This window comes from Longimicrobiaceae bacterium, from assembly GCA_036375715.1.
Classification (GTDB): domain Bacteria; phylum Gemmatimonadota; class Gemmatimonadetes; order Longimicrobiales; family Longimicrobiaceae; genus DASVBS01.
The window spans coordinates 17,580-37,893 of the sequence record DASVBS010000061.1 but is presented as its reverse complement, the minus strand read 5'-3'; the positions used below and the strand labels follow the sequence as shown (position 1 = coordinate 37,893).

Sequence of the window (20,314 nt, the reverse complement as noted above, 5' to 3'; positions counted from 1 at the left end):
CCGCCCGCGAAACGGCTTGGACGGGCGGAGTTGCGCTGCAGGCTCGAAGGGAAAGAAGCGTGCCGGTTTTTGGGGCGCGGAAAAGGGCTGGGGCGAGCCGAGCGGAGGCGGGATCGGTCCTACCGATTCGATTGATCCTGATCGCGCTCCTGGAGGTCACCCCAGCGCAGCTTGCGGCGTAGGGTGGAGAAGAAGGTCTGGCCGGGCACCCGCACGAGCTTCAGCGGCGGCCTGGTACGCTTTGCCACCAGACGATCCCCGGGGACCAGGTTGGCACTTTCCTGCCCATCGACGGTCAGGATGAGCTCCTCGGTCGGGGAGAGCACCTCGACGGTGACGGTCTCCGCGGCCGAGAGGACGAGCGGCCGCACCGCCAGCGTGTGGGGGCAGATCGGGGTGGCGATGATGCAATCGACGATGGGGGAGACGATCGGTCCCCCAGCCGAGAGCGAGTATGCCGTCGACCCGGTGGGAGTCGCGACGATGATCCCGTCGGCGCTGTAGGTCCCTACCTCCTCGTCGTGGGCGTAGACGGCCATCCGGATCATGCGCGCCATCCCGCCCCGGTGCAGCACCGCGTCGTTGAGCGCGAGAGAGGTGGAGTGCACCACGCCATCCGCACTCTCGGCGCGGATCTCCAGCACCATTCGCTCGTCCACCACGGTCTCCCCGGAGATCGCCTTCTCCAGACCCTGCTCCAGCTCCGAGGGACCGAACGAGGTGAGGAAACCCAGATGCCCGAGATTCACCCCGAGAACAGGCACGCCGTAGGGCGCGACCATGCGCGCCCCGCGCAGCAGGGTGCCGTCACCGCCGAGCGTCAGCAGGAGATCGAGGTGGGGGAGCTGTTCGGGCTTGAGGTGAAGGGAGGTGTCGTAGCCGTCGTCCACCAGCTCGGGCTCGAAGGCGAGCTCCAGGCCCCGGCTTTCCGCGAAGCGCATGACGCGCTCGAAGGTCGCGTGCAGCGATGCGTAGCGCGGGTGCCCGACCACCCCGATCAGTCGGGGTGGAACGAAGGTCCCTTCCGACACGGGAGTCAAGCCGTTTCGCGCAGGGAGGGAGCGCGGGCCGTGCCCGTGAATTCCCGCACGCGCTCCGCAATCCCCTCCGCCGTGAGGCCCACCTCCACCAGCAGCTCGCCTCGCTCGCCGTGGCTGACGAAGCGATCGGGCAGACCCAGCGAGGTCCCGCGTACCGACGGCCAGCGCTCGCCGATGTAGCTGCGGACGTAGGCGCCAAACCCATTCACCACCGTGCCCTCCTCGACCGTCACCACGCGGGTGTGCGCGGGGAAGAGGCGCGCGAGGCACGCCTCGTCCAGCGGCTTGATGAAGCGGCAGTTCACCACCGTGGCCTCGATCCCTTGCCGGGCCAACGACTCGGCCGCCTCGAGCGAGGGGAGGACCATCGTGCCGGTGGCCAGCAGTACCACGTCGGCTCCCTCGCGCAGCACTCTCCAGGTCCCGTAAGGAACGTGGGGGATCTCGCTCTCCGGCCGGACCTCGGCGGGAACGGCGTCGCGCGGCCAGCGGATCGAGAAAGGCCCCTCCCGCCACTCCACACCCAGGCGCAACAGCCCCACCATCTCCTCCCCGTCCATGGGCGCGGTGATCGTCATCCCGGGAACGGCCAGAAGGTACGCGATGTCGAGGCAACCGTGGTGCGTCGGGCCGTCGTCACCCGCGAGACCCGCGCGGTCCATGCAGAAGAGCACCGGCAGATCCTGCAGCGCGACGTCGTGCACGATCGAGTCGTAGGCGCGCTGGAGGAAGGTGGAGTAGATCGCCACTACCGGCTTGATCCCCTGCGTAGCCAGCCCGGCCGCGAAGGTGACCGCGTGGCCCTCGGCGATCCCGACGTCATAGAAACGGTCCGGGTGGGCAGCCTGGAAGATGTCGGTGCTGGTCCCGGTGGCCATCGCGGCGGTGATGGCGACCACGTGGGGGTGCTTCTTCCCCAGCTCGGTGAGCGCTTCGCCGAATACCTGCTGATAACGCGGCAGCGTCTTCCCGGAGGGCTTGCGGATCGGCGCCCCCGTCCGCTTGTCGAAGCCACCGCAGGCGTGCCACTTGACCTGGTCCTCTTCCGCGGGCGCAAACCCCTTCCCCTTGGTCGTGAGCACGTGGACGATCCGCGGTCCCTCCATGCGCTTCACGTCGCGCAGTACCTCGATCAGGCTGTCGAGGTTGTGCCCGTCCACCGGACCGACGTAGCGCAGGCCGAGCTCCTCGAAGAGCATGCCGGGAACGAACATCCCCTTCACCGCGTCGTCCATGCGCACCGCGAACTGCTCGACCAGTCCGCCCAGCGACCCGAAACGAGGCGCGGCGTGGATCACCCGCTTCACCTCCTCGCGCACCCGGTTGTAGAACGGGCTGGTGCGCATGTTGGTGAGGGCGCGGTGCATCGCCCCCACGTTCGGCGAGATCGACATCTGGTTGTCGTTGAGCACGACGATCAGGTCTCGATCGGTGGCGCCAACGTTGTTGAGGGCCTCGAAGGCAAGGCCGCAGCTCATGGACCCATCGCCGATCACGGCGATGACCTCGAAATCCTCTCCTTTGAGGTCGCGTGCGGCGGCGATGCCACAGGCCGCCGAGATGGAGGTGGCCGCGTGCCCCGCGCCGAAGACGTCGTACGGCGACTCGTCGCGGCGCAGGAAGCCCGAGAGTCCGCCCTTGCGACGGATAGTGGGGAGCTGCTCGTTGCGACCGGTGAGGATCTTGTGGGGATAGGCCTGGTGCCCCACGTCCCAGATGAGCTGGTCACGGGGGGTGTCGAAGACACGATGGAGGGCGATACTCAGCTCGACCGTTCCCAGGTTGGACCCGAAGTGCGCTCCCTTGTGGCTCGAGACTACATCCAGGATGCGCTCGCGAACCTCGTCGGCGAGCGGCCGCAGCTGATCAGCCGGCAGCGCACGAAGGTCGGCGGGCGAGCGAATCTGGCCGAGAACGGACACTGAGTTCTATCTCCTGCTGAGTTGCGTACCGGTGGCGGCAAGGATTACACCACGAGCCACCGAAGGTGCGACCTTACTTCTCCCTCTCCACGACATAGTCCGCCAGGGCGATCAGCTCGGCGGAGGCGATCCCCTCGAGCGCGGCTTTGGCGTCGTCCGCGCGGGCGCGCGCCAGCGCCCGGGCGCCGGTCACACCGAAGAGGGCGGGATACGAGGCCTTGCGCAGCCGCTCGTCGCGCCCGGCAGCCTTGCCCAGGGCGCCCTGATCACCCACTACGTCCAGAATGTCGTCGGTGATCTGGAAGGCAAGCCCCAACGCTTCGCCGTAGGCGGTCAGGCGCTCCAGGTCGCCCGGGCTGCAGTCCGCGGCGATCCCGCCGAGGCGGAGGGAGGCGGTGAGCAGGGCGCCTGTCTTGGCCCGGTGGATCTCTTCCAGCCCCCGGGCATCCACCTCCATCCGTTCCGCTTCCAGGTCCCGCAGCTGGCCACCGACCATTCCGGCGGCACCGGCGGCACGACAGAGCTCGGTCACGAGCGCGCGGCGCACCTCGCTCGACAGCCCCAGACCCATCGCCCCTTCCTCGAGGACGCGCACCGCCAGCGGGAGCAGCGCGGCCCCCGCCAGCGTCGCCTGCGGCACCCCGAAGACCCGATGTACGGTCGGCCGACCCCGCCGCAGGTCGTCGTCGTCCATGCAGGGGAGATCGTCGTGCACCAGCGAATACGTGTGGACGATCTCGAGGGCGGCGGCGAGCCGATAGATTGCGGCGCACTCCTTCCCGCCTACCGCTCGATACGCCGCCAGGCACAGGATCGGGCGGATCCGCTTTCCACGCGTCGACAGGGCGTACTCGACGGCGTCGGCGAGCGAAGGCGACACCATCGTACGAGCGCGCTCGGCGATCGCATCCAGCTCCTTGTCGACCGCTTCCTTCTCCTGCTCGAGCCAGGCCGTGAGCTCGGAGGGAGCCATGAGCCTGCTCCGCGTCACTCGCGGAGGAGCCCGTCGTCCGGGGCGCCGGGGATGCCATCGCGGGTGCGTCGGGCCGCCTCCACGGTGTTGGCGAGCAGCATCGTGATGGTCATCGGGCCCACGCCCCCCGGCACCGGAGTGATGGCGGAAGCCACCTTCGAGACGCTCTCGAAGTCCACGTCTCCCGCGATCCGATATCCCCGCTCCGAGTCGTCGGGGACGCGACTGGTGCCCACATCGATCACCACCACACCGGGCTTCACCATGTCGGCGGTGATCAGCCCCGGCTTCCCCACCGCCACCACCAGGATGTCGGCCATGCGGGTGTGGGCCGCGAGGTTGGTGGTGTACTTGTGGGTCAGCGTCACCGTCGCGTTCGGCCCGGGCGCCATGAGCAGCGACATCAGCGGCTTGCTGACGATGAGGCTGCGGCCCACGATGACGACATGGCGGCCGTGCGTGGGGATCTCCTCCCGGCGCAGCATCTCCATGATCCCCGCGGGCGTGGCGGGAACGAAGCCGCGCGGATCGCCGACGAACGCCCGCCCGTTGTTGAGGGGGTGGAACCCGTCGACGTCCTTGTCGGGATCGATGTGCTCCAGCACCGACTTGTAGGGGAGATGAGGCGGAATCGGGAGCTGCACCAGGATCCCGTGGACCGTCGGATCGGCGTTCAGCCCGTCGATCACGCCGAAGAGCTCCTCCCGACCGACGTCTTCGGGCAGGTGGATGGTGCGTGCGTTCATGCCGAGCTGCTCACACGCCCGGGTCTTGTTGCGAACGTAGACCTCGCTCGCCGGATCGTTCCCCACCAGCACGACGGTGAGTCCCGGCACGATCCCGTCACGACGCAGATCCTCCACCTTTTCCGCCAGCTCCGCACGTATCTCCGCGCTCATGCGGAGGCCATCTATCAGCTTGGCCATCACTCTGACGATTTCTGATTGTAATTTTGAATTTTGGATTTTGAATTTTGAATTGGCGCCCGATGCTCGGCTTCGCTGTTTACCGAAAGTGAAGGTCGCCTCTCAGAACAGCATAACAGCAGGGGGCCGGCCGTGATTCGTAACTAGCAATTTGGCATAACTCAAAATTCAAAATCCAAAATTCAAAATTTCCCGCCCTGAAATGCTCCCTCCAGCACCACCGCGTAGGGGATGCTCAGGCGCTGGATCGAGCGGGCGCGGCGGGTAGCGGGGTCGACTTCCACGAGGGCACCCTGCAGGTGGAGGTCGCCGTCGGCGGGTTGCATCCGCTCGCCGCGCGTCTGGAGGCGCTGACGGGCGATGGAGATCTCCGTCTTCATTCCGATCACGCCGTCCAGCCCCCCGGTCAGCCCGATGTCGGTGATGAAGGCGGTGCCCCCGGCGAGAATCCGTTCATCGGCGGTCTGCACGTGGGTGTGGGTCCCCACCACCGCCGCCACCCGGCCGTCGAGGTACCGCCCGAACGCCTGCTTCTCCGAGGTGGCCTCGGCGTGGAAATCGACGACCACCACGTCCGCCTTCCCCTCCACCTCAGCGAGCAACCGGTCCACCACCTGGTACGGATCGTCGATCGCGGGCATGAAGACGCGCCCCTGCAGATTCATCACTGCCAGGCGGCGCGCCCCGACCGGAACGATGACCACCCCGCGCCCGGGATTCCCCGGCGGATAGTTCGCCGGCCTCAGGAGGCGCGGCTCCTGGTCCAGGTACTCGTGGATCTCCTTCTTGTCCCAGACGTGGTTGCCGGTCGTGATCACCTCCACACCCAGCGCGAAGAACTCGCGGGCGATTTCGGGAGTGATCCCGAAGCCGCCCGCGGCGTTCTCACCGTTGAGGATCACGACATCGACCCGGTAGCGCGATCGAACCAGGCGTAACAGCCCCTTCACCGCCCGCCGGCCGGGCGAGCCGATCACGTCGGCGACGAAGAGGATGCGCATGGGTGGTCGGCCGGCCCTCCGGGCCGGCGGCTATCCGTTGTCCGTTATCAGTTATCCGTATTTCGACCGCTGGCTTTCAGCCTCGACGATAGTCACTCCACCCGCCGCAGCGCCAGTCCTGCACGAGACCCACTCCGTCAAAGCCCGGCCTCATCCCTGAACCTCGCCGCTCTCCCCCAGCTGAAAGCCGCCAAGTCACAACTGAACGGATAGCGGATAATCGGTAACGGATAACCGCGCGAAGCGCAGCTTCGCGCACGCGCTACCTCGCAAAATCCACCGCTCTCGTTTCCCGGATCACCACCACCTTGATCTGACCGGGGTACTGCAGCTCCGCCTCGATGCGTCGCGCGGTCTCGTCGCTGAGGCGGGCCATGTCCTCGTCGGAGACCTCGTCGGGGGTGACCATGATGCGCAGCTCCCGACCGGCCTGAATGGCAAAGCAGCGCTCCACGCCCGGGAAGGAGGTCGCGATCTCCTCCAGGCGCTCGAGTCGCTTCACGTAGGTTTCGAAGTTCTCGCGGCGGGCCCCCGGCCGCGAGCCGGAAATCGCGTCCGCGGCCGTGACCAGGAACGTCTCGGGGAAGAGGTGCGGCTCCTCGTCGTGGTGCGCCTTGATGGCGTTGAGGACCTGCTCGGATTCCCCGTGCTTCTTGCACAGGTTCCACCCGAGCTCCACGTGGGTCCCCTCGTGCTCGTGGGTGAGGCCCTTGCCGATGTCGTGCAGCAGCCCCATGCGCTTGGCCATCTGCACGTCGAAGCCCATCTCCGCGGCCATGTTGCCGGCCAGCAGCGCCACCTCTTTCGCGTGTAGCAGCTGATTCTGGCCGTACGAGGTGCGGAACTTCAGCCGCCCGAGGACCTTGACGATCTCGGGATGGATACCGTGCAGACCCAGCTCGTAGAGCACCTCCTCCGCCGCCTCGCGCATGGAGGTCTCCACTTCCTTCCTGGCCTTCGCGACCACGTCCTCGATGCGCCCCGGATGGATCCGCCCGTCGGCGACCAGCTTCTCCAGGGCGATGCGCGCCACCTCGCGGCGCACCGGGTCGAATCCCGAAAGCACGACGGCCTCGGGAGTGTCGTCGATGATCACGTCGATCCCGGTCGCCTGCTCGAAGGCGCGGATGTTCCGCCCCTCACGACCGATGATGCGCCCCTTCATCTCGTCCGAAGGCAGCGCCACGACCGACACCGTGGTCTCCGCCGTGTGATCGGCGGCGATGCGCTGGATGGCCAGCGAGATGATCTTCTTCGCCTCGCGATCCGCGTCGCGCTTGGCTTCCTCCTTGATCTCGCGAATGCGCTGGGCCGCCTCCGACCGCGCCGCCTCCTCCATCTCCTGCACGAGCTGGCGTCGCGCCTCGTCCGCGCTCAGCCCGGCAAGGGATTCCAGCCGCTTCCGCACCTCCGCAATGCGGGTCTCCAGCTCTTCTTCGCGCTGTTCGACCGACTTCTCACGCTGCGCCAGCTTGGTGGCCCGCTCGTCCTGCGCCTGGATCTTCTCGTCCAGCATCTGGAGCTTGCGCTCGAGCGTCTCCGCGCGCTCGTCCAGGCGCCGCTCGGTACGCTCCAGATCCTCTCGCCGGCGAGCCTCCTCCCGCTCCCACTCCTCTTTGGCGCGGAAGGCTTCCTCCTTGCCCGCAAGGACCTCTGCCTTGCGAAGATTCTCGGCCTCGACGATCGCCTGAGACCGGATTCGTTCCGCCTCCTCCTCAGCCGTCGCGCGTTCGCGCCGGAGGCGGGCGAGCAGCAGCGAGCGTCCGGCTACATAGCCCACGCCGATGCCGACGATCGCCGCAACGGCGGCCGACAGAAGAATTTCCATACGATGTATCTCGACCCGGGCAGTGCCCGAATGACGATCAGGAAGTTGATGGATTAGTCGCCCTTCCGTTCCCCGTCTATGTTTCGGCGAGAAACCGGAATTGCGATCGCCGCGGTGGAACCAGTGCGGGAAGGAAAAGGGGACTCCTGTAGCAACAATACGGGATCGGCTCGACAGCGCGCAAGCCTTCAGAGGAATTGAACCTACGGGTCGCGCGCCAGACGGCGGGGGATTGAGACGGGGCGATACCGGCGCCTACTAAAGTTTACGCGATCTCGCCGGGGTTGGGTTCCGCGCTGGGAGGCCCGTCCCCCGGCGATGTCGCCCTCTCGAGGCGGTCGGCCAGTAGCGCGGCACGCCGCTCGATTTCTTCGCGGAGGGCACGCAGCTCCTCTCTGGTGCGGAAGAGCTCGTCGGTGATCACCATCGCCGCGAGAATAGCGGTCCGATGCGGCTCGAGGCCATCCGCCCTCCCCAGCGAACGGATCGTTCCGTCCACGTGCGCGGCGACGGAATGGGTGTATTCGACGGGTGCGTCGGAGCGCAGGACGTGCTTCTCTCCCGCGATCTCGACGGTGACGCTCGTCTTCAGAGACTTCGATCCAGCCATCAATCCAGCTCCAGCGCCGTCAGCCGCTTCAACAAGGCGTTCACGCGCTTGCGCGCCTGCAGCATCCGACTCTGCAACGCCGCGTTCTCGGCTTTCAGGCGAACGATCTGCTCACGGTCGCCCGCCGGGCCGTCGCCCTGAAGCGCCGCCAGCTCCTCGAGCGCCTTACGCAGGCGGGCGATCTCCTCCTCTGCCTCGGCCGTCCGACGACGCCAGAAGACGACCTCGGCGGCCGCGGCCTCGGCCACGCGCTCCAAGCGCTCCCACTCGGGCGGCAACTCGGCCCGGCCGGTTCCCTCAGCGCCGACGGACATTCAGTCGTTGATGCAGTGCCCCGAGCACCGCCTCGATCGCGCGATCCACTTCCGGGTCGGTCAAGGTCCGCTCGGGATGACGGAAGCGGAGGCGCCAGGCGATGCTGCGCTCCCCCTCCGGAATTCCCTTCCCTTCGTACAGATCGAATGGCCTCACCGTCTCCAGCAACTCTCCCGCCGCTTCGCGGATGACCTGCTCGACCGCTTCGGCCGGGAGGCCGCGGTCGCCGACCAGCGCCAGGTCACGCTCCACCGCCGGATGCTCTGGAAGCGGGCGATAGCGGACCTCCTGAGGCGCGAGAATCTCGGGTAGGCGCGCCTCGATTGCCCAGACGGGCTCGGCCCACAGCGGCGCATCCATCACGTCGTCGCGGACGCGGCCAGCTTCGGCGGCACCGCCACCGGCGCTGAAGACCTCGGAGGCGACCAGCAACCCCGCGTCGGGGGCTCCTTCTCCGCCGCTCACCGTGCCGAGACGCAGCACCTCGGCCAGCTCCACGAAGAGCGCCTTGAGATCCCACCGGTCCCACGCCTCTCGCGTGCCGCTCCAGTGCTGCGGCTGCCGGGCGCCGGTGGCGACGGCGGCGACCCGGATCTCTTCGCGGGGCATCTCGCCCTCACCCGGGAGGAAGACGGTGCCGATCTCGTACAGTCGCACGTCGCGAACGCCGTGCGCCCAGTTGTGCTCCAGTCGCCGCAGAAGTCCCGAGAGCAGGTCGTTGCGCAGGTGGCTCTCCTCGCTGGATAGCGGGTTCAGCAGCGGAACCCGGTCCTCGCGCGCGGGGGCGAACCCGGCGGTGCGGGCCTCGAGGAAGCCCCAGCGGCGGAAGAGCTGGTGCACCGCCGTGGCCACCGTGTTCAGGCCATCCGGAGGCGCATTGCTCGGCCGCAGCGGGAGCAGCCGCTCATCGAAAGAATCATAGCCGCGCCGTCGCGCCAGCTCCTCGATCACGTCGATCTCGCGAGTGACGTCCGGCCGCGCGCCAGGGACAGTAACACGCAGCTTCTCTCCACCGTTCGCAACCGCAAACCCGATCGGCTCGAGCAGACGCGAGACGTCCTCGGGGGGTACCGGAACGCCAAGGACCCGCTCCGCACGGGCAGGACGCAGCTCGACGACGGTCCGTTCCACGCGACCGGGATGGACGTCGACCCCGGGGCGCACGACCTCGCCCCCGGCCACGGAAAGGATGAGATCCACGACTCGCCGCAGCGCCAGCGGCTGCAGCTCGGGGTCCACCCCGCGCTCGAAGCGATAGGAGGCGTCGGTCGACATCCCCAGGCCGCGCGCCGTACGACGCACCGCCCTGGGATCGAAAAGGGCGCACTCCAGGAGTACGTCGGAGGTGGCGTCGGTGACCTCGGTGTCCTCACCACCCATCACCCCGGCCAGCGCCACCGGCCGCTCCGCGTCCGCGATCACCAACATTCCCTCGTCCAGCTCCCGCTCCACCCCGTCGAGCGTGCGCAGCCTCTCCCCCGCCCTCGCCTGGCGCACGACCACGCGCCCGCCGAGGCGCTCGAGATCGAAGGCGTGGAGTGGCTGACCCAGCTCGTGGAGGACGAAGTTGGTCGCGTCCACGATGTTGTTGATCGGACGGAGGCCGATCGTCCGCAGGCGCGTAGCCAGCCACTCGGGGGAGGGGCCCACCCGCACGCCGCGAATCACGGCGGAGGTATAGCGGGGGCAGCGAGCGGCATCCTCGATGGAGATCCTCACGCCGCCGGTCTCCCCCTCGTGACCGGTCTCCACCAGTTCCAGATCCCCCGCGCCGGACGAGAAGGGCTCCAGCCGGAGATCTGCCTGACCGCCGGGGGCCAGCTCACGCGCCACACCGAGATGCGACAGCAGATCCGGCCGGTTCGCGGTCACATCGATCAAGAGGCGCGCGTCGTCGAGGCCGAGCGACTCCACGAAGGAGGCGCCCGGCGCCCATTCACCCGAGAGCTCCATGATCCCCGAGTGATCCCGCCCGAGTCCGAGCTCGCGTGCGGAGCATAGCATCCCCTCCGAGACCTCGCCGCGCAGCTTGGCCTTGCGGATCACCACCCCGCCCGGGAGCGACGCGCCGACGGGCGCGAAGGGATAGAAGCCGCCCGCCTGCACGTTGGTTGCGCCGCAGACCACCTGCAGCACGCCGTTACCGCCCGCGTCCACCATGCACAGCCGCAGGCGATCCGCGTTCGGGTGCGGCCGCACGTCGGCCACGCGTGCGATGACAATGTCAGCCAGCTCCGCGCCCACCCGGGTCAGCTCGTCCACGGGCGCACCCAGCATCCCGAGCCGCTCCGCGAGCTGCTCGGGGGTGTCGGTGATGGTAGGCGCCAGCGCGCGAAGCCAGCGGTAGGAGATGTTCATTTATGTGTAAGCGTGCGAAGAAGCTGCGGCGTACGGCGTTGGGTTATCCGTTATCCGTTATCAGCTATCCGTTATCCGTTTATCAGCCCATTGCTTTGTCGGTCTGGAACCGACGTTTGGCTCAAGGGCGATTTGTTCAGAGGCGAGAGAGACCCAGACGCCTCGTTTCGACCGGATATCCGATAACGAACACGGATAACGTACAACGGATCCTCACCCAAACTGCTCCAGAAACCTCACGTCGTTCTCGTACAGCAACCGGATGTCCGGAATGCGGTAGCGCTGCATGGCGATGCGCGCGGGGCCCATGCCGAAGGCGTAACCGGTGTAGCGCTCGGGGTCGTAGCCGACGGCCTCGAAGACGGCCGGGTCGACCATGCCGGCGCCCATGATCTCCATCCACCCGGTGCGCTTGCAGGCGCTGCAGCCCGCCCCGCCGCAGATCTGGCAGGACACGTCGACCTCGGCGGAGGGCTCGGTGAACGGGAAGAACGACGGCCGGAACCGGGTGCGCGTCTTCGGGCCGAAGAAGCGCCGCGCGAACTCACCGATGGTGGCCCGGAAGTCCCGAAAGTCGATCCCCTCGTCGACGGCCAACCCCTCGAGCTGCTCGAAGGCGGGGGCGTGGGAGGCGTCGAAGGGATCGCGGCGATACACCATTCCCGGCACGACCACCCGCACGGGCGGCGGATACCTCTCCATGATGCGGGCCTGCACCGGCGAGGTGTGCGTCCGCAGCACGACCCGATCGGAGAGGTAGAAGGTGTCGTGCTCATCCGCCGCCGGATGGTCCAGGGGCGTATTGAGCTTGATGAAGTTGTAGTCGACCGTCTCGACCTCCGGCCCCCGCACGCGGGCGAAACCCAGGTCGCGGAAGATCTCGCAGATCTCGTCGACCACGATGCTGACCGGATGGGCGGCTCCCTTCCAGCGCGCTCGCCCGGGCAGCGTGAGGTCGTCGCGAGGGGCGGTCTCCGGCGCCTCGGACAGCTCGGCCTGGCGTGCATCGAAACGCGCGGTGAGTCGCTCCTTGATGCGATTGGCTTCCGCACCCACCACCGGCCGCTCCTCGGGCGGAAGTTGCCCCAGACCGCGCAGCACGCCGGTCAGGCGCCCCTTACGACCCAGCAGCTCGTGCCGGAGTCGCTCCAGCTCTTCCGCGCTCCCTGCGCGCTCGATCGCCGCCTCGCCTTGGCTCTCCAGGAGACTCAGCCGCTCCTTCAGGTCGTTCACCATTCCGTGAGATTTCGCCCGTGATCGCCGTTCGTTTCGAACCGCGTAATTTGCGGATACCCCTCCCCTTTGGCTACCCCCGCAGAGGCGGGCTCAGCGTCGGCGGAGGCGTTTCGGATAGTGGTTCTTGACCACGCCCCCCGTGCGCTTCCCCCATCCGAGTGAGAAGCCGTCCACCGAGACCAGCACCCAGCCGTCCTCGCCGGCGGAGCGCAGAGTTTCGCCCCTCAGGTAGCGCTCCACCTCGCCGACCGGATCATCGGAGGCGAGGTCGATGCGCTGCGCGGCCAGCGCCGGATCGATCGCCATGGCCAGGCTGTGAGCCGGCTCGAACCGCCCGTTCCGCACGGTGCCCAGCCACCAACCGGTCCGCAGAACGCGCAGTCGCGCCAGTGCAGGGCACACGGGAGGAAGGGCCTGGAGCTGGTCACCAATCTGCGCAACATCCAGCCGGCTATGGTCGAGGCCGGGAAGCACCTCCTCGAAGAAGTTCGCCATGGCCTTGAGCGTCGCGGAGGTCGGCCGAGCGGCTGGAGGCGCCGCATGGGCGGCGGGAGATGCGGCATCGTGCCCTTGGCCGGCGTCGTCGGCGAGCGGTCCGTCTGAGCGGCGGAGGATTGCCACGAAGTGTCCGGCGCCGGGTACGCGGTGCGGCCAGAGGCGGATCGCCCGCATTACCGAGGGCGGCGCCGGCGGCGTGACCCAGTCGGGCCGGGCGGGCTCCGCCCCGGGGATCGCGGGCGGGTCGATCGGCTCGAGCTCGGGATGACGCTCCAGCAGGGCAGCGAGCACCCCCTCGTTCTCCTCCGGAGCGAAGGTGCAGGTCGAGTACACCAGCACACCCCCGGGCCTCACCAGCTCCACGGCGTCGCGCAGCAGCTCCTGCTGGCGCCGCGCGCATCCGAGGACCGCCTCCGGCGACCACTCCATTCGAGCGGCCGCGCTCTTGTGGAACATCGACTCTCCCGAGCAGGGGGCGTCCACGAGCACCACGTCGAACCAGCCGCCCCATCGCTCCCGCAAGCGCTCCGGTCTCTCGGCCGTGACGACGGCGTTGCGCACCCCGCAGCGCTCCAGGTTGCCGGCGAGCTCCCGGGCGCGTGCCGGAACCACGTCGTTCGCGACCAGCACGCCGCGACCCGCCAGGCGAGCCGCCAGGTGGGTCGACTTTCCCCCGGGCGCCGCAGCCAGATCCAGCACCCGCGCCCCCTCCGGCAGGTCGGGAACGGCGCCCACGACCATCGCACCGGGATCCTGCAGATAGTACAGGCCCGCGGCATGGTACGGGTGCGAACCGGGGCGCTCGCCCTCGGCTACGAGAAAGCCCTCCGGCGGGTATTCTAGCGGTACCAGCTCGAAAGGAGCCATCGCCCGCAAGCGTTCCGGCGGAACCTTGAGCGTGTTGACCCGCAGGCCGCTCGGCGGAGCCGAGAGCGCTTCCAGAAAGACCTCCGTCTCCGGGCCCAGGAGCCCCGCCATCCGCTCGCGGAATCCGGCAGGGAGCTCGAACGCCCCCGCTTCCGCCACACCTCGCCGCTCGCCCCTGCTGCGGCGGCCACGACGGCTCATGCCGCCCCCTCCCGGTGCTCCCCTCGCGAGCAAGAGCGCAGGCCGGTCCTCGCCAGCGCGCGATGAGGGAAGAAAAGACGAAGGCGGCGTCGAGGAGCCCCCCGACGCCGCCCTTCAATGACCGACATTCGCCTCAGCTCAACCGGGCCTTGGCCGCCTCGGCCAGGCGGGCGAAGGCGTTCGGATCCCGGATGGCGAGGTCCGCCAGGATCTTCCGGTTGATCTCGATGCCCGCGAGCTTCAGCCCGTTCATGAAGCGCGAGTAGGAGAGATCGTGCACCCGGGCGGCGGCGTTGATCCGCATGATCCAGAGCCGGCGGAAGTCGCGCTTCCGATTCTTCCGGTCGCGGTAGGCATACACCCACCCCCGCTCGACCGCCTCCTTGGCCGTCTTGTAGAGGTTCTTGCGGCGGCCGAAGTAGCCCTTCGCATGCTTGAGGATGCGGCGCTTGCGCTTGAGCCGCGCCACGTTGTTGCTAACGCGAGGCATGATTCTATCTCGAACGAAAGGGTTTGCGAAGTCGGGCCGCTCAGGCCAGGATGAGGCGCTTCACGCGCTTCTCGTCGGCCTTGTCGATGAGGGCACTCTGCCGCAGATGCCGCTTCCGCTTCGGAGATTTCTTCGTCAGAATGTGGCTGGTGTACGCCTGCGAGCGCTTCACCTTGCCGGAACCGGTCTTCTTGAAGCGCTTTGCAGCGCCGCGGTGCGTCTTCATCTTTGGCATAAGAATATCTCTTTCGATCTGCACACCGCCTGGGCGGTGTTCGTGTGGTGCGGCGCGGACCGGCTCACCCCTTGATCGGGGCGAGAACCATGGTCATGCTGCGCGCCTCCAGAGTCGGGCTGGACTCCACCTTCCCGACGTCGGCGACCTCCTGGACCACCCGGTCGAGCACCTCTCGACCCAGCTCCGGATGGGCCATCTGCCGGCCGCGGAACATCATCGTAATCTTGACCTTGTTCCCCTCCTCGAGGAAGCGCCGGGCATGGCGGAGCTTGAACTCGAAGTCGTGCTCCTCGATCCCCGGGCGGAGCTTCACTTCCTTGATCTGAACCTGGTGCTGCTTCTTGCGCGCCTCCCGGGCCTTCCGCTGCTCCTCGTAGCGGAATTTCCCGTAATCCATAATCCGGCAAACGGGCGGACGCGCCATCGGCGCCACCTCGACCAGATCCAACCCCTGCTCCTCGGCGATCTCAAGGGCTCGCTCGATCGGAAGGATTCCGATCTGCTCCCCATGCTGGTCGATGACCCGGACTGGGCTGATCCGGATCTGCTGATTGACGCGCGTTCTCTCGTTGATGGCCGTGGCTCTCGGATGAAGGCGGAAACAGAAAGGGCGGAGCCGCATACACGGATCCGCCCACTTCGTCGGACCCGATCGGTCACGACGAGCTTTGCAGGACCCGGCGGCGTCGCCTGCTGCGAGCCGAAAGGTGAGGAGCTCGGGGCTCCTGCTTCACCAGGTTGTGCGCGAAATCTACCCTGCGTCAAGCGGAAATGTCAAGATGAGGACACGGCATCCTCCCCATACCGTGGACCGGCATCAGCCCGCCAACACTCATCGCGATACCCGCCTGTGGGGTCGGCCGTTGTGGCCGCCCGTGCGCAAAAATTGAGGGTTCCGGACGCCACCGATTTGCCGCATCCGCGTGCGGGCGCCCACAAGGGGCGCCCCTACAGGCGGGTATCCAGACGGTGGCGATTCTCACCGAACGCAGCGGCACTCCAGACAGCCATAGTGCCGAGAATCGGCCACCGGCCCGAGAAAGGCATGACCACCGACCTCAATACCCGGGGTTCTGCGTCAGATTCGGGTTCAGCACCCGCTCCTGCTGCGGAATCGGCCACAGGTAATCGCGATCCGGATTGAAGGCGCGGACCACGCCGCCGTAGGTGAGGGTGCGCACCTCGGTCTCGCCGCTGCGGATGTAGCGCATCCCGGGAATCGGACCAGGCATCACCTCGTCCGCAGTGCGCCACCGCCGGATGTCGAAGAAGCGCAGCCCCTCCATCGCCAGCTCGACCGTCCGCTCTCTTCGCACGATCTCCCGCATCTCCTCCTGGCTCTTGCCCGGCTCGATGGGCGGCAGTCCGACATCCGGCCGCTGCCGGACGGCGTTGATCGCATCGTACACGCTCTGGTCGATCTCCCCCAGCTCGATCTTCGCCTCGGCGTACATGAGGAGCACGTCCGCGTAACGAATCAGGATGAAATTCGTCCCGCCGTTGCTGCGATCGTTCATGTCCTCGGGGAGGACGTACTTCTGGGTGTTGAAGCCGGTCTTGGTCCGCTGGAAGTCCACTTCGACCTCGTCCGCCGTACCGGAGCCGGGTCGCGGATCGTATTCCTGGCCGTTGTACAGCAGCTCGCCGGGCACGTCGTCGGAGAAGGCCGGCAGGAAGAGCGTGTAGTCCAGCCGCGGATCCCGGTTCGCGTACGGGTTCAGCGGATCGTACTCGGGATCCTCGTCGATCGGCAGCCCGTTGATCGTCTCGTAGGCGTCGACCAGCGTGCGGGTCGGCGAGATGCCCACGCTGCCGTTCATGCCGCGCGGGCCGAAGCTCTGGAAGAAGGAGTTCGCCGCGACGTCCTGCGCGTACTGCCGATCCAGGATCACCTCGGCGTTCCCTTCGCCGGCGTAAGTGAAGAGATCCTCGTAGGAGGGATGGAGGGAGTAGACCCCCATGTCCATCACGGCCTTCGCCGCTTCCGCGGCCTCCTGCCAGCGACCGGCGTAGAGCATGGCGCGGGCGCGCATCGCATGGGCGGCACCCCTCGTGATCCTGCCGATGTCGCTGCTCGGATAGCTCTCGGGCAGCACCTCGGCGACCTCCTGGAGCTCGCTCGAGATGTAGTCCCACACCTCGTCCGCCGGTGCCCTCGTAACCTGCTTGCTCTCCTCCAGCGTCAGCGTGTGGGTCACGAGCGGTACGTCCCCGTACAACATCACCAGCCGCGCATACAGGAACGCCCGGATGAAGCGGGCCTCGGCCTCCAGCCGCGCGGCCAGCTCGGTGCTCATCGAGGGGTCGTTCTCCAGCACCCGCGGCAGGTTCTCCAGGAAGTAGTTGGCCGCCCGGATCCCCTGGTAGGCGTTGTCCCAGGTGTTGCCGATCAACCCCATCTCCGCGTTGTGGGTACCGCGCTCCACGCTGGCGGTCTGGGCAGCGGTGTTGGTGGTGTGGCCGATGTCGGACATCATGTCCCACTGCATCTCTCCCTGGCCGGGGAGAAACGGGTAGAGCGCGTTCACCGCGTTCACCGCGTCCCTCTCCGACTGCCAGAAGATCGCGTCGTTCAGGGAGTCGGTCGGCCGACTATCCAGCAGGTCGCCCTGGCAGGCCGCCAGCACGGCGACCAGCGCGAGCGCCGGAAATCTGTGCAGCTTGAGATTCATCGCTCTCCTCACAGGTCTACGTTCAGCCCGATCGTGTAGGTCTTCACCGGCTGGTAGTAGTCGGTCCGACCAGTGACGGTCTCCGCGTCCGTGCCCCACTCCGTGAGGTCCGATCTGGTGAAGAGATTGGTCCCGCCCACATAGAGGCGCATGCGCCGCAGACCTGCGCGATCGGTGAGCGACTGCGGCAAGGTGTAGCCGAGCTGCACGTTCTTGAGCCGGAAATAGGAGGCGTCGATCACCCAGTGATCCGACGGCTCGGTATTCTTCTGGGTCTGCTTCTGCGGACGGGGGAAGCGCGCATCGGGATCCTCGGGAGTCCAGTAGTCCTCGCCGATCTTCAACGCGAAGCCCTCCCAGCTCCCGTTCTCGACATACGCGCCCATGATGGCCATGTCCTGCTTGCCGACTCCCTGGGCGTGGAGGTTGAGGTCCCAGTTCCGCCAGCCGAGGTCCAGCGCCGCACCGTAGGTGTAGCGCGGCTGCGTGGAGCCCAGCACGGTCCGATCGTCCGGCCCGATCACCCCATCCTCATTGAGGTCGACGTACTTGATGTCACCCGGGGCCGCGTCCGCCGCCCAGGTCGGATAGCCCGCATCGAGGTCCTCCTGGGTGTAGTAGCCGTCCGTGCGGTAGCCCCAGAGGGCATCGATCGGATATCCCTCCTGGCGAACGAACCAGTTCTTCTCCCCGCTGAAGTACGGTCCGGTGCCGGCGAGGTCGACGATCTCGTTCTTCACGTCGGAGACGTTGAGCGAGACGCCGTAATCGACCTCCCGCCACGCCCCCCGGTGCTGTAGCGCCAGCTCCCAACCGACGTTCTTGACGCTGCCCGCGTTGGTGGGGGCTGGGTTCAACCCGAGGACCCCCGGTACCGGCAGGTTCAGCAGAATTCCCTCGGTGGTCTTGTCGAACCAGTCGAAGGTCACCTCCAGCCGGTTGTCGAAGAGGGCTGCGTCGAGGCCGATGTTGGTCTGCGTGGTCGTCTCCCAGGTGAGATCGGTGGAGGTCATCGAGTTCTGCCGCACTCCGGTCACCGGCGTGCCGTTGAACACGTAGTCGTTCCCCACCGCCAGTCGGTCGAAATAGCTGTAGAGGCCGACGTTCTGATTGCCCGCACGGCCCCAGGAGACGCGCGGCTTGAACTCATTGATGGTGGCGCTGAGCGGCTCCCAGAACGGCTCGTCAGACACGCGCCAACCCAGCGAGAGCGAGGGGAAGAAGGTGTAGCGATCGCCCGGCGGGAAGCGGCTGGAGCCGTCGTACCGCATGTTCGCCTCGATGAGGTAGCGGTCGGCGTAGGCGTAGTTCAGGCGGCCGAAGAAGGAGCGCAGCCCCCAGTCGGTGTAGGAGCTGCCCAGATCCCGGTTCTCCGGATCGCTCTGGCCCAGCGCGCGGATGTCGTTGTTGTAGAAGTTGCGGCCCCCGGCCGTCAGGTTGTTGCCGTCGAAGGCGATCTCGCTATACCCGCCGAGCAGGGTCAGCCCGTGGTCGCCGAACTCCGTACGCCAGGTGAGTGTGGTGTTCCAGGTCGTCTGCAGCGATTCCTGCCGCTGCTCCTCCAGCGTGTTGACGTTGTTCTGCTTGAGAATCACCGACGGGTTCCAGTAGTCGCGAACCTCGAAGGTGGGGTTGTTCTGCAGGCGCGAGAGCTTCTCCGCCTCGATCCCGAACTGGCTCTGCAGACTGAGGCCGGGAAGGATCTCCCAGTCGCCGGTGAGGTTCAGGACGTTGTAGTCGATCTGCCACTTGGTCCGACCGTAGTAGTCCGGGTCGGAGTACAGCAGCGGATTGTGTCCCTGGGCGCTGAGCCCGTAAGTCCCATCCGGAAAGCGAGGTACCGCGAACTGCGACCCGTGCATCATCCGGTGGTACAGGCTGCCGAAGTTGGTGGTACGGCGCAGGTTGCGGCGCACGTTCAGATCGGCGCCGAGGCTCAGGCGGTCGTTGAGCCGCAGGTCGTTGTTCAGCCTCAGGCTGTACCGTTGTGCATCCCGGTTCGGATAGATCCCCTGCTGGTCGAAGTAGTTCAGTCCCACCAGCGAGGTCAGGCGCTCCGTCCCGCCGGAAACAGTCAGCGAGTGGTTCTGCATCGGAGCGTTGTCCTGGATCACCGTCTCGAACCAGGTATTCGGCAGCGGATAACGGAGGCGATCTTCGCCGCTGAGGTAGAGGGCGATCTCCTCCTCCGAATAGGGCGGCTCGCTGCCGCGGTTCTGGTAGGCGATGTTCTGCAGGCGGAGGTACTCCTCGGTCTCCATGTGCTCCGGGACCGTGGCCAGATTCTGGAAATCGAAGGAGGTGTTGTAGCTCACGCGGAAATCACCTTCACGCCCGCGCTTGGTGGTGATGAGGACGATGCCGTTCGCCCCCCGCGAGCCGTAGATCGCGGTGGAAGCCGCGTCTTTGAGGATCGAGATGCTCTCGATCTCATTGGGATTGATGTATGACCAGTTCTGCTCGATGCCGTCGACGATCACGAGAGGGGCATTATTGCCCAGCGTCGTGGTGCCGCGGATGCGGAAGTACATGTCGGCCGCGCCGGGCTCACCGCCCTGGTCCCAGACGGTCACGCCGGGCGCCCGTCCCTGCAGCGCCGACTGGATGTTGCGCGCGGGCCGCTCGGCCAGCTCCTCGCCACCCACGGCGGTAACCGCGCTGGTGAGGTCGCCGCGCCGCTGCGTGCCATACGCCACGGCGACGAGCTCTTCCAGTGCGACGGCCGCGGGCGCGAGCGTGAAATTCGCCTCCACGGTGGCGCCGCTGGTCACCTCGACCTGCCGCTCGACCTGCTGGTACCCGATGAGCCCGACGCGTACCGTCTGGGTTCCCGCGGGAACGTTGGAGATGAGAAAGCGGCCGGCATTGTCCGTGACGGCTACCTGATCGGTTCCGACTACCTGCACGCTCGCGTTCGCGAGCGGCGCGCCGCTCGTGGAATCGGTGACGATTCCGCTGATCGTTCCCTGCGACTGCTGCGCTGGCACCTGCCGCATCCAGCGATGAGCGGTCAGGCTGGGGCTGGCCTCTGCGACCTGGCCGATCGCCATGAGGCCACCTGCAGTGGCCATCACGACCAGTGCTCGTAGCACACGAGATCTGCTCATAGCACTGCTTCCCGGGTGGAGGAGGAGGGGAC

16 protein-coding genes are annotated in these 20,314 nt (G+C 67.2%); all 16 read right to left on the bottom strand.

Annotated elements, in window-relative coordinates:
- Positions 1 to 119: 119 nt before the first annotated feature.
- The 16 genes from VF167_12830 to VF167_12755 all read right to left on the bottom strand — a co-directional run bounded on the left by VF167_12830 (position 120) and on the right by VF167_12755 (position 20,282).
- On the bottom strand, positions 120 to 1,031 hold the full coding sequence (locus VF167_12830) for an NAD(+)/NADH kinase (GenBank protein HEX6926297.1): 912 nt from the start codon (positions 1,029 to 1,031) through the stop codon (positions 120 to 122).
- A 5-nt stretch (positions 1,032 to 1,036) separates the two neighbouring features.
- Positions 1,037 to 2,962, bottom strand: coding sequence for a 1-deoxy-D-xylulose-5-phosphate synthase (gene dxs / locus VF167_12825; GenBank protein ID HEX6926296.1), 1,926 nt, complete (start codon positions 2,960 to 2,962; stop codon positions 1,037 to 1,039).
- A 73-nt stretch (positions 2,963 to 3,035) separates the two neighbouring features.
- Entirely contained in the window at positions 3,036 to 3,935 is a 900-nt protein-coding gene (locus tag VF167_12820; protein HEX6926295.1) for a farnesyl diphosphate synthase, read from the bottom strand.
- Between the two features lie 14 nt (positions 3,936 to 3,949).
- Positions 3,950 to 4,861 carry a bifunctional methylenetetrahydrofolate dehydrogenase/methenyltetrahydrofolate cyclohydrolase FolD gene (gene folD / locus VF167_12815; GenBank protein ID HEX6926294.1) on the bottom strand — a complete coding sequence of 304 codons (912 nt, stop codon included), beginning with the start codon at positions 4,859 to 4,861 and terminating at the stop codon, positions 3,950 to 3,952.
- A 182-nt stretch (positions 4,862 to 5,043) separates the two neighbouring features.
- The gene (locus VF167_12810) at positions 5,044 to 5,862 is read right to left on the bottom strand and encodes a TIGR00282 family metallophosphoesterase (GenBank protein ID HEX6926293.1); all 819 of its coding nucleotides are present in this window, start codon (positions 5,860 to 5,862) and stop codon (positions 5,044 to 5,046) included.
- A gap of 262 nt (positions 5,863 to 6,124) precedes the next feature.
- A complete protein-coding gene (gene rny, locus VF167_12805) occupies positions 6,125 to 7,690 on the bottom strand; it encodes a ribonuclease Y (protein HEX6926292.1) in 1,566 nt (521 codons plus the stop codon).
- Between the two features lie 265 nt (positions 7,691 to 7,955).
- Positions 7,956 to 8,300: a cell division protein ZapA gene (locus tag VF167_12800; protein ID HEX6926291.1), complete on the bottom strand. Its 345-nt coding sequence runs from the start codon at positions 8,298 to 8,300 to the stop codon at positions 7,956 to 7,958.
- Positions 8,300 to 8,614 carry a hypothetical protein gene (locus VF167_12795; protein ID HEX6926290.1) on the bottom strand — a complete coding sequence of 105 codons (315 nt, stop codon included), beginning with the start codon at positions 8,612 to 8,614 and terminating at the stop codon, positions 8,300 to 8,302. Before VF167_12795 ends, VF167_12800 begins: the two co-directional genes overlap by 1 nt.
- Positions 8,598 to 10,973 (bottom strand): phenylalanine--tRNA ligase subunit beta, encoded by a 2,376-nt coding sequence (gene pheT / locus VF167_12790; GenBank protein ID HEX6926289.1) that lies wholly within the window; start codon positions 10,971 to 10,973, stop codon positions 8,598 to 8,600. Before pheT ends, VF167_12795 begins: the two co-directional genes overlap by 17 nt.
- Positions 10,974 to 11,186: 213 nt before the next feature.
- Positions 11,187 to 12,209 (bottom strand): phenylalanine--tRNA ligase subunit alpha, encoded by a 1,023-nt coding sequence (gene pheS / locus VF167_12785; GenBank protein ID HEX6926288.1) that lies wholly within the window; start codon positions 12,207 to 12,209, stop codon positions 11,187 to 11,189.
- A 90-nt stretch (positions 12,210 to 12,299) separates the two neighbouring features.
- A complete protein-coding gene (locus tag VF167_12780; protein HEX6926287.1) occupies positions 12,300 to 13,775 on the bottom strand; it encodes an RsmB/NOP family class I SAM-dependent RNA methyltransferase in 1,476 nt (491 codons plus the stop codon).
- Positions 13,776 to 13,908: 133 nt separating this feature from the next.
- The gene (gene rplT, locus VF167_12775) at positions 13,909 to 14,265 is read right to left on the bottom strand and encodes a 50S ribosomal protein L20 (protein HEX6926286.1); all 357 of its coding nucleotides are present in this window, start codon (positions 14,263 to 14,265) and stop codon (positions 13,909 to 13,911) included.
- 40 nt (positions 14,266 to 14,305) lie between these two features.
- Positions 14,306 to 14,500: a 50S ribosomal protein L35 gene (rpmI, locus tag VF167_12770; protein HEX6926285.1), complete on the bottom strand. Its 195-nt coding sequence runs from the start codon at positions 14,498 to 14,500 to the stop codon at positions 14,306 to 14,308.
- 64 nt (positions 14,501 to 14,564) lie between these two features.
- Positions 14,565 to 15,125 carry a translation initiation factor IF-3 gene (gene infC, locus VF167_12765; GenBank protein HEX6926284.1) on the bottom strand — a complete coding sequence of 187 codons (561 nt, stop codon included), beginning with the start codon at positions 15,123 to 15,125 and terminating at the stop codon, positions 14,565 to 14,567.
- 436 nt (positions 15,126 to 15,561) lie between these two features.
- The gene (locus VF167_12760) at positions 15,562 to 17,175 is read right to left on the bottom strand and encodes a RagB/SusD family nutrient uptake outer membrane protein (GenBank protein HEX6926283.1); all 1,614 of its coding nucleotides are present in this window, start codon (positions 17,173 to 17,175) and stop codon (positions 15,562 to 15,564) included.
- Between the two features lie 8 nt (positions 17,176 to 17,183).
- Entirely contained in the window at positions 17,184 to 20,282 is a 3,099-nt protein-coding gene (locus tag VF167_12755) for a TonB-dependent receptor (GenBank protein ID HEX6926282.1), read from the bottom strand.
- Positions 20,283 to 20,314: the final 32 nt, after the last annotated feature.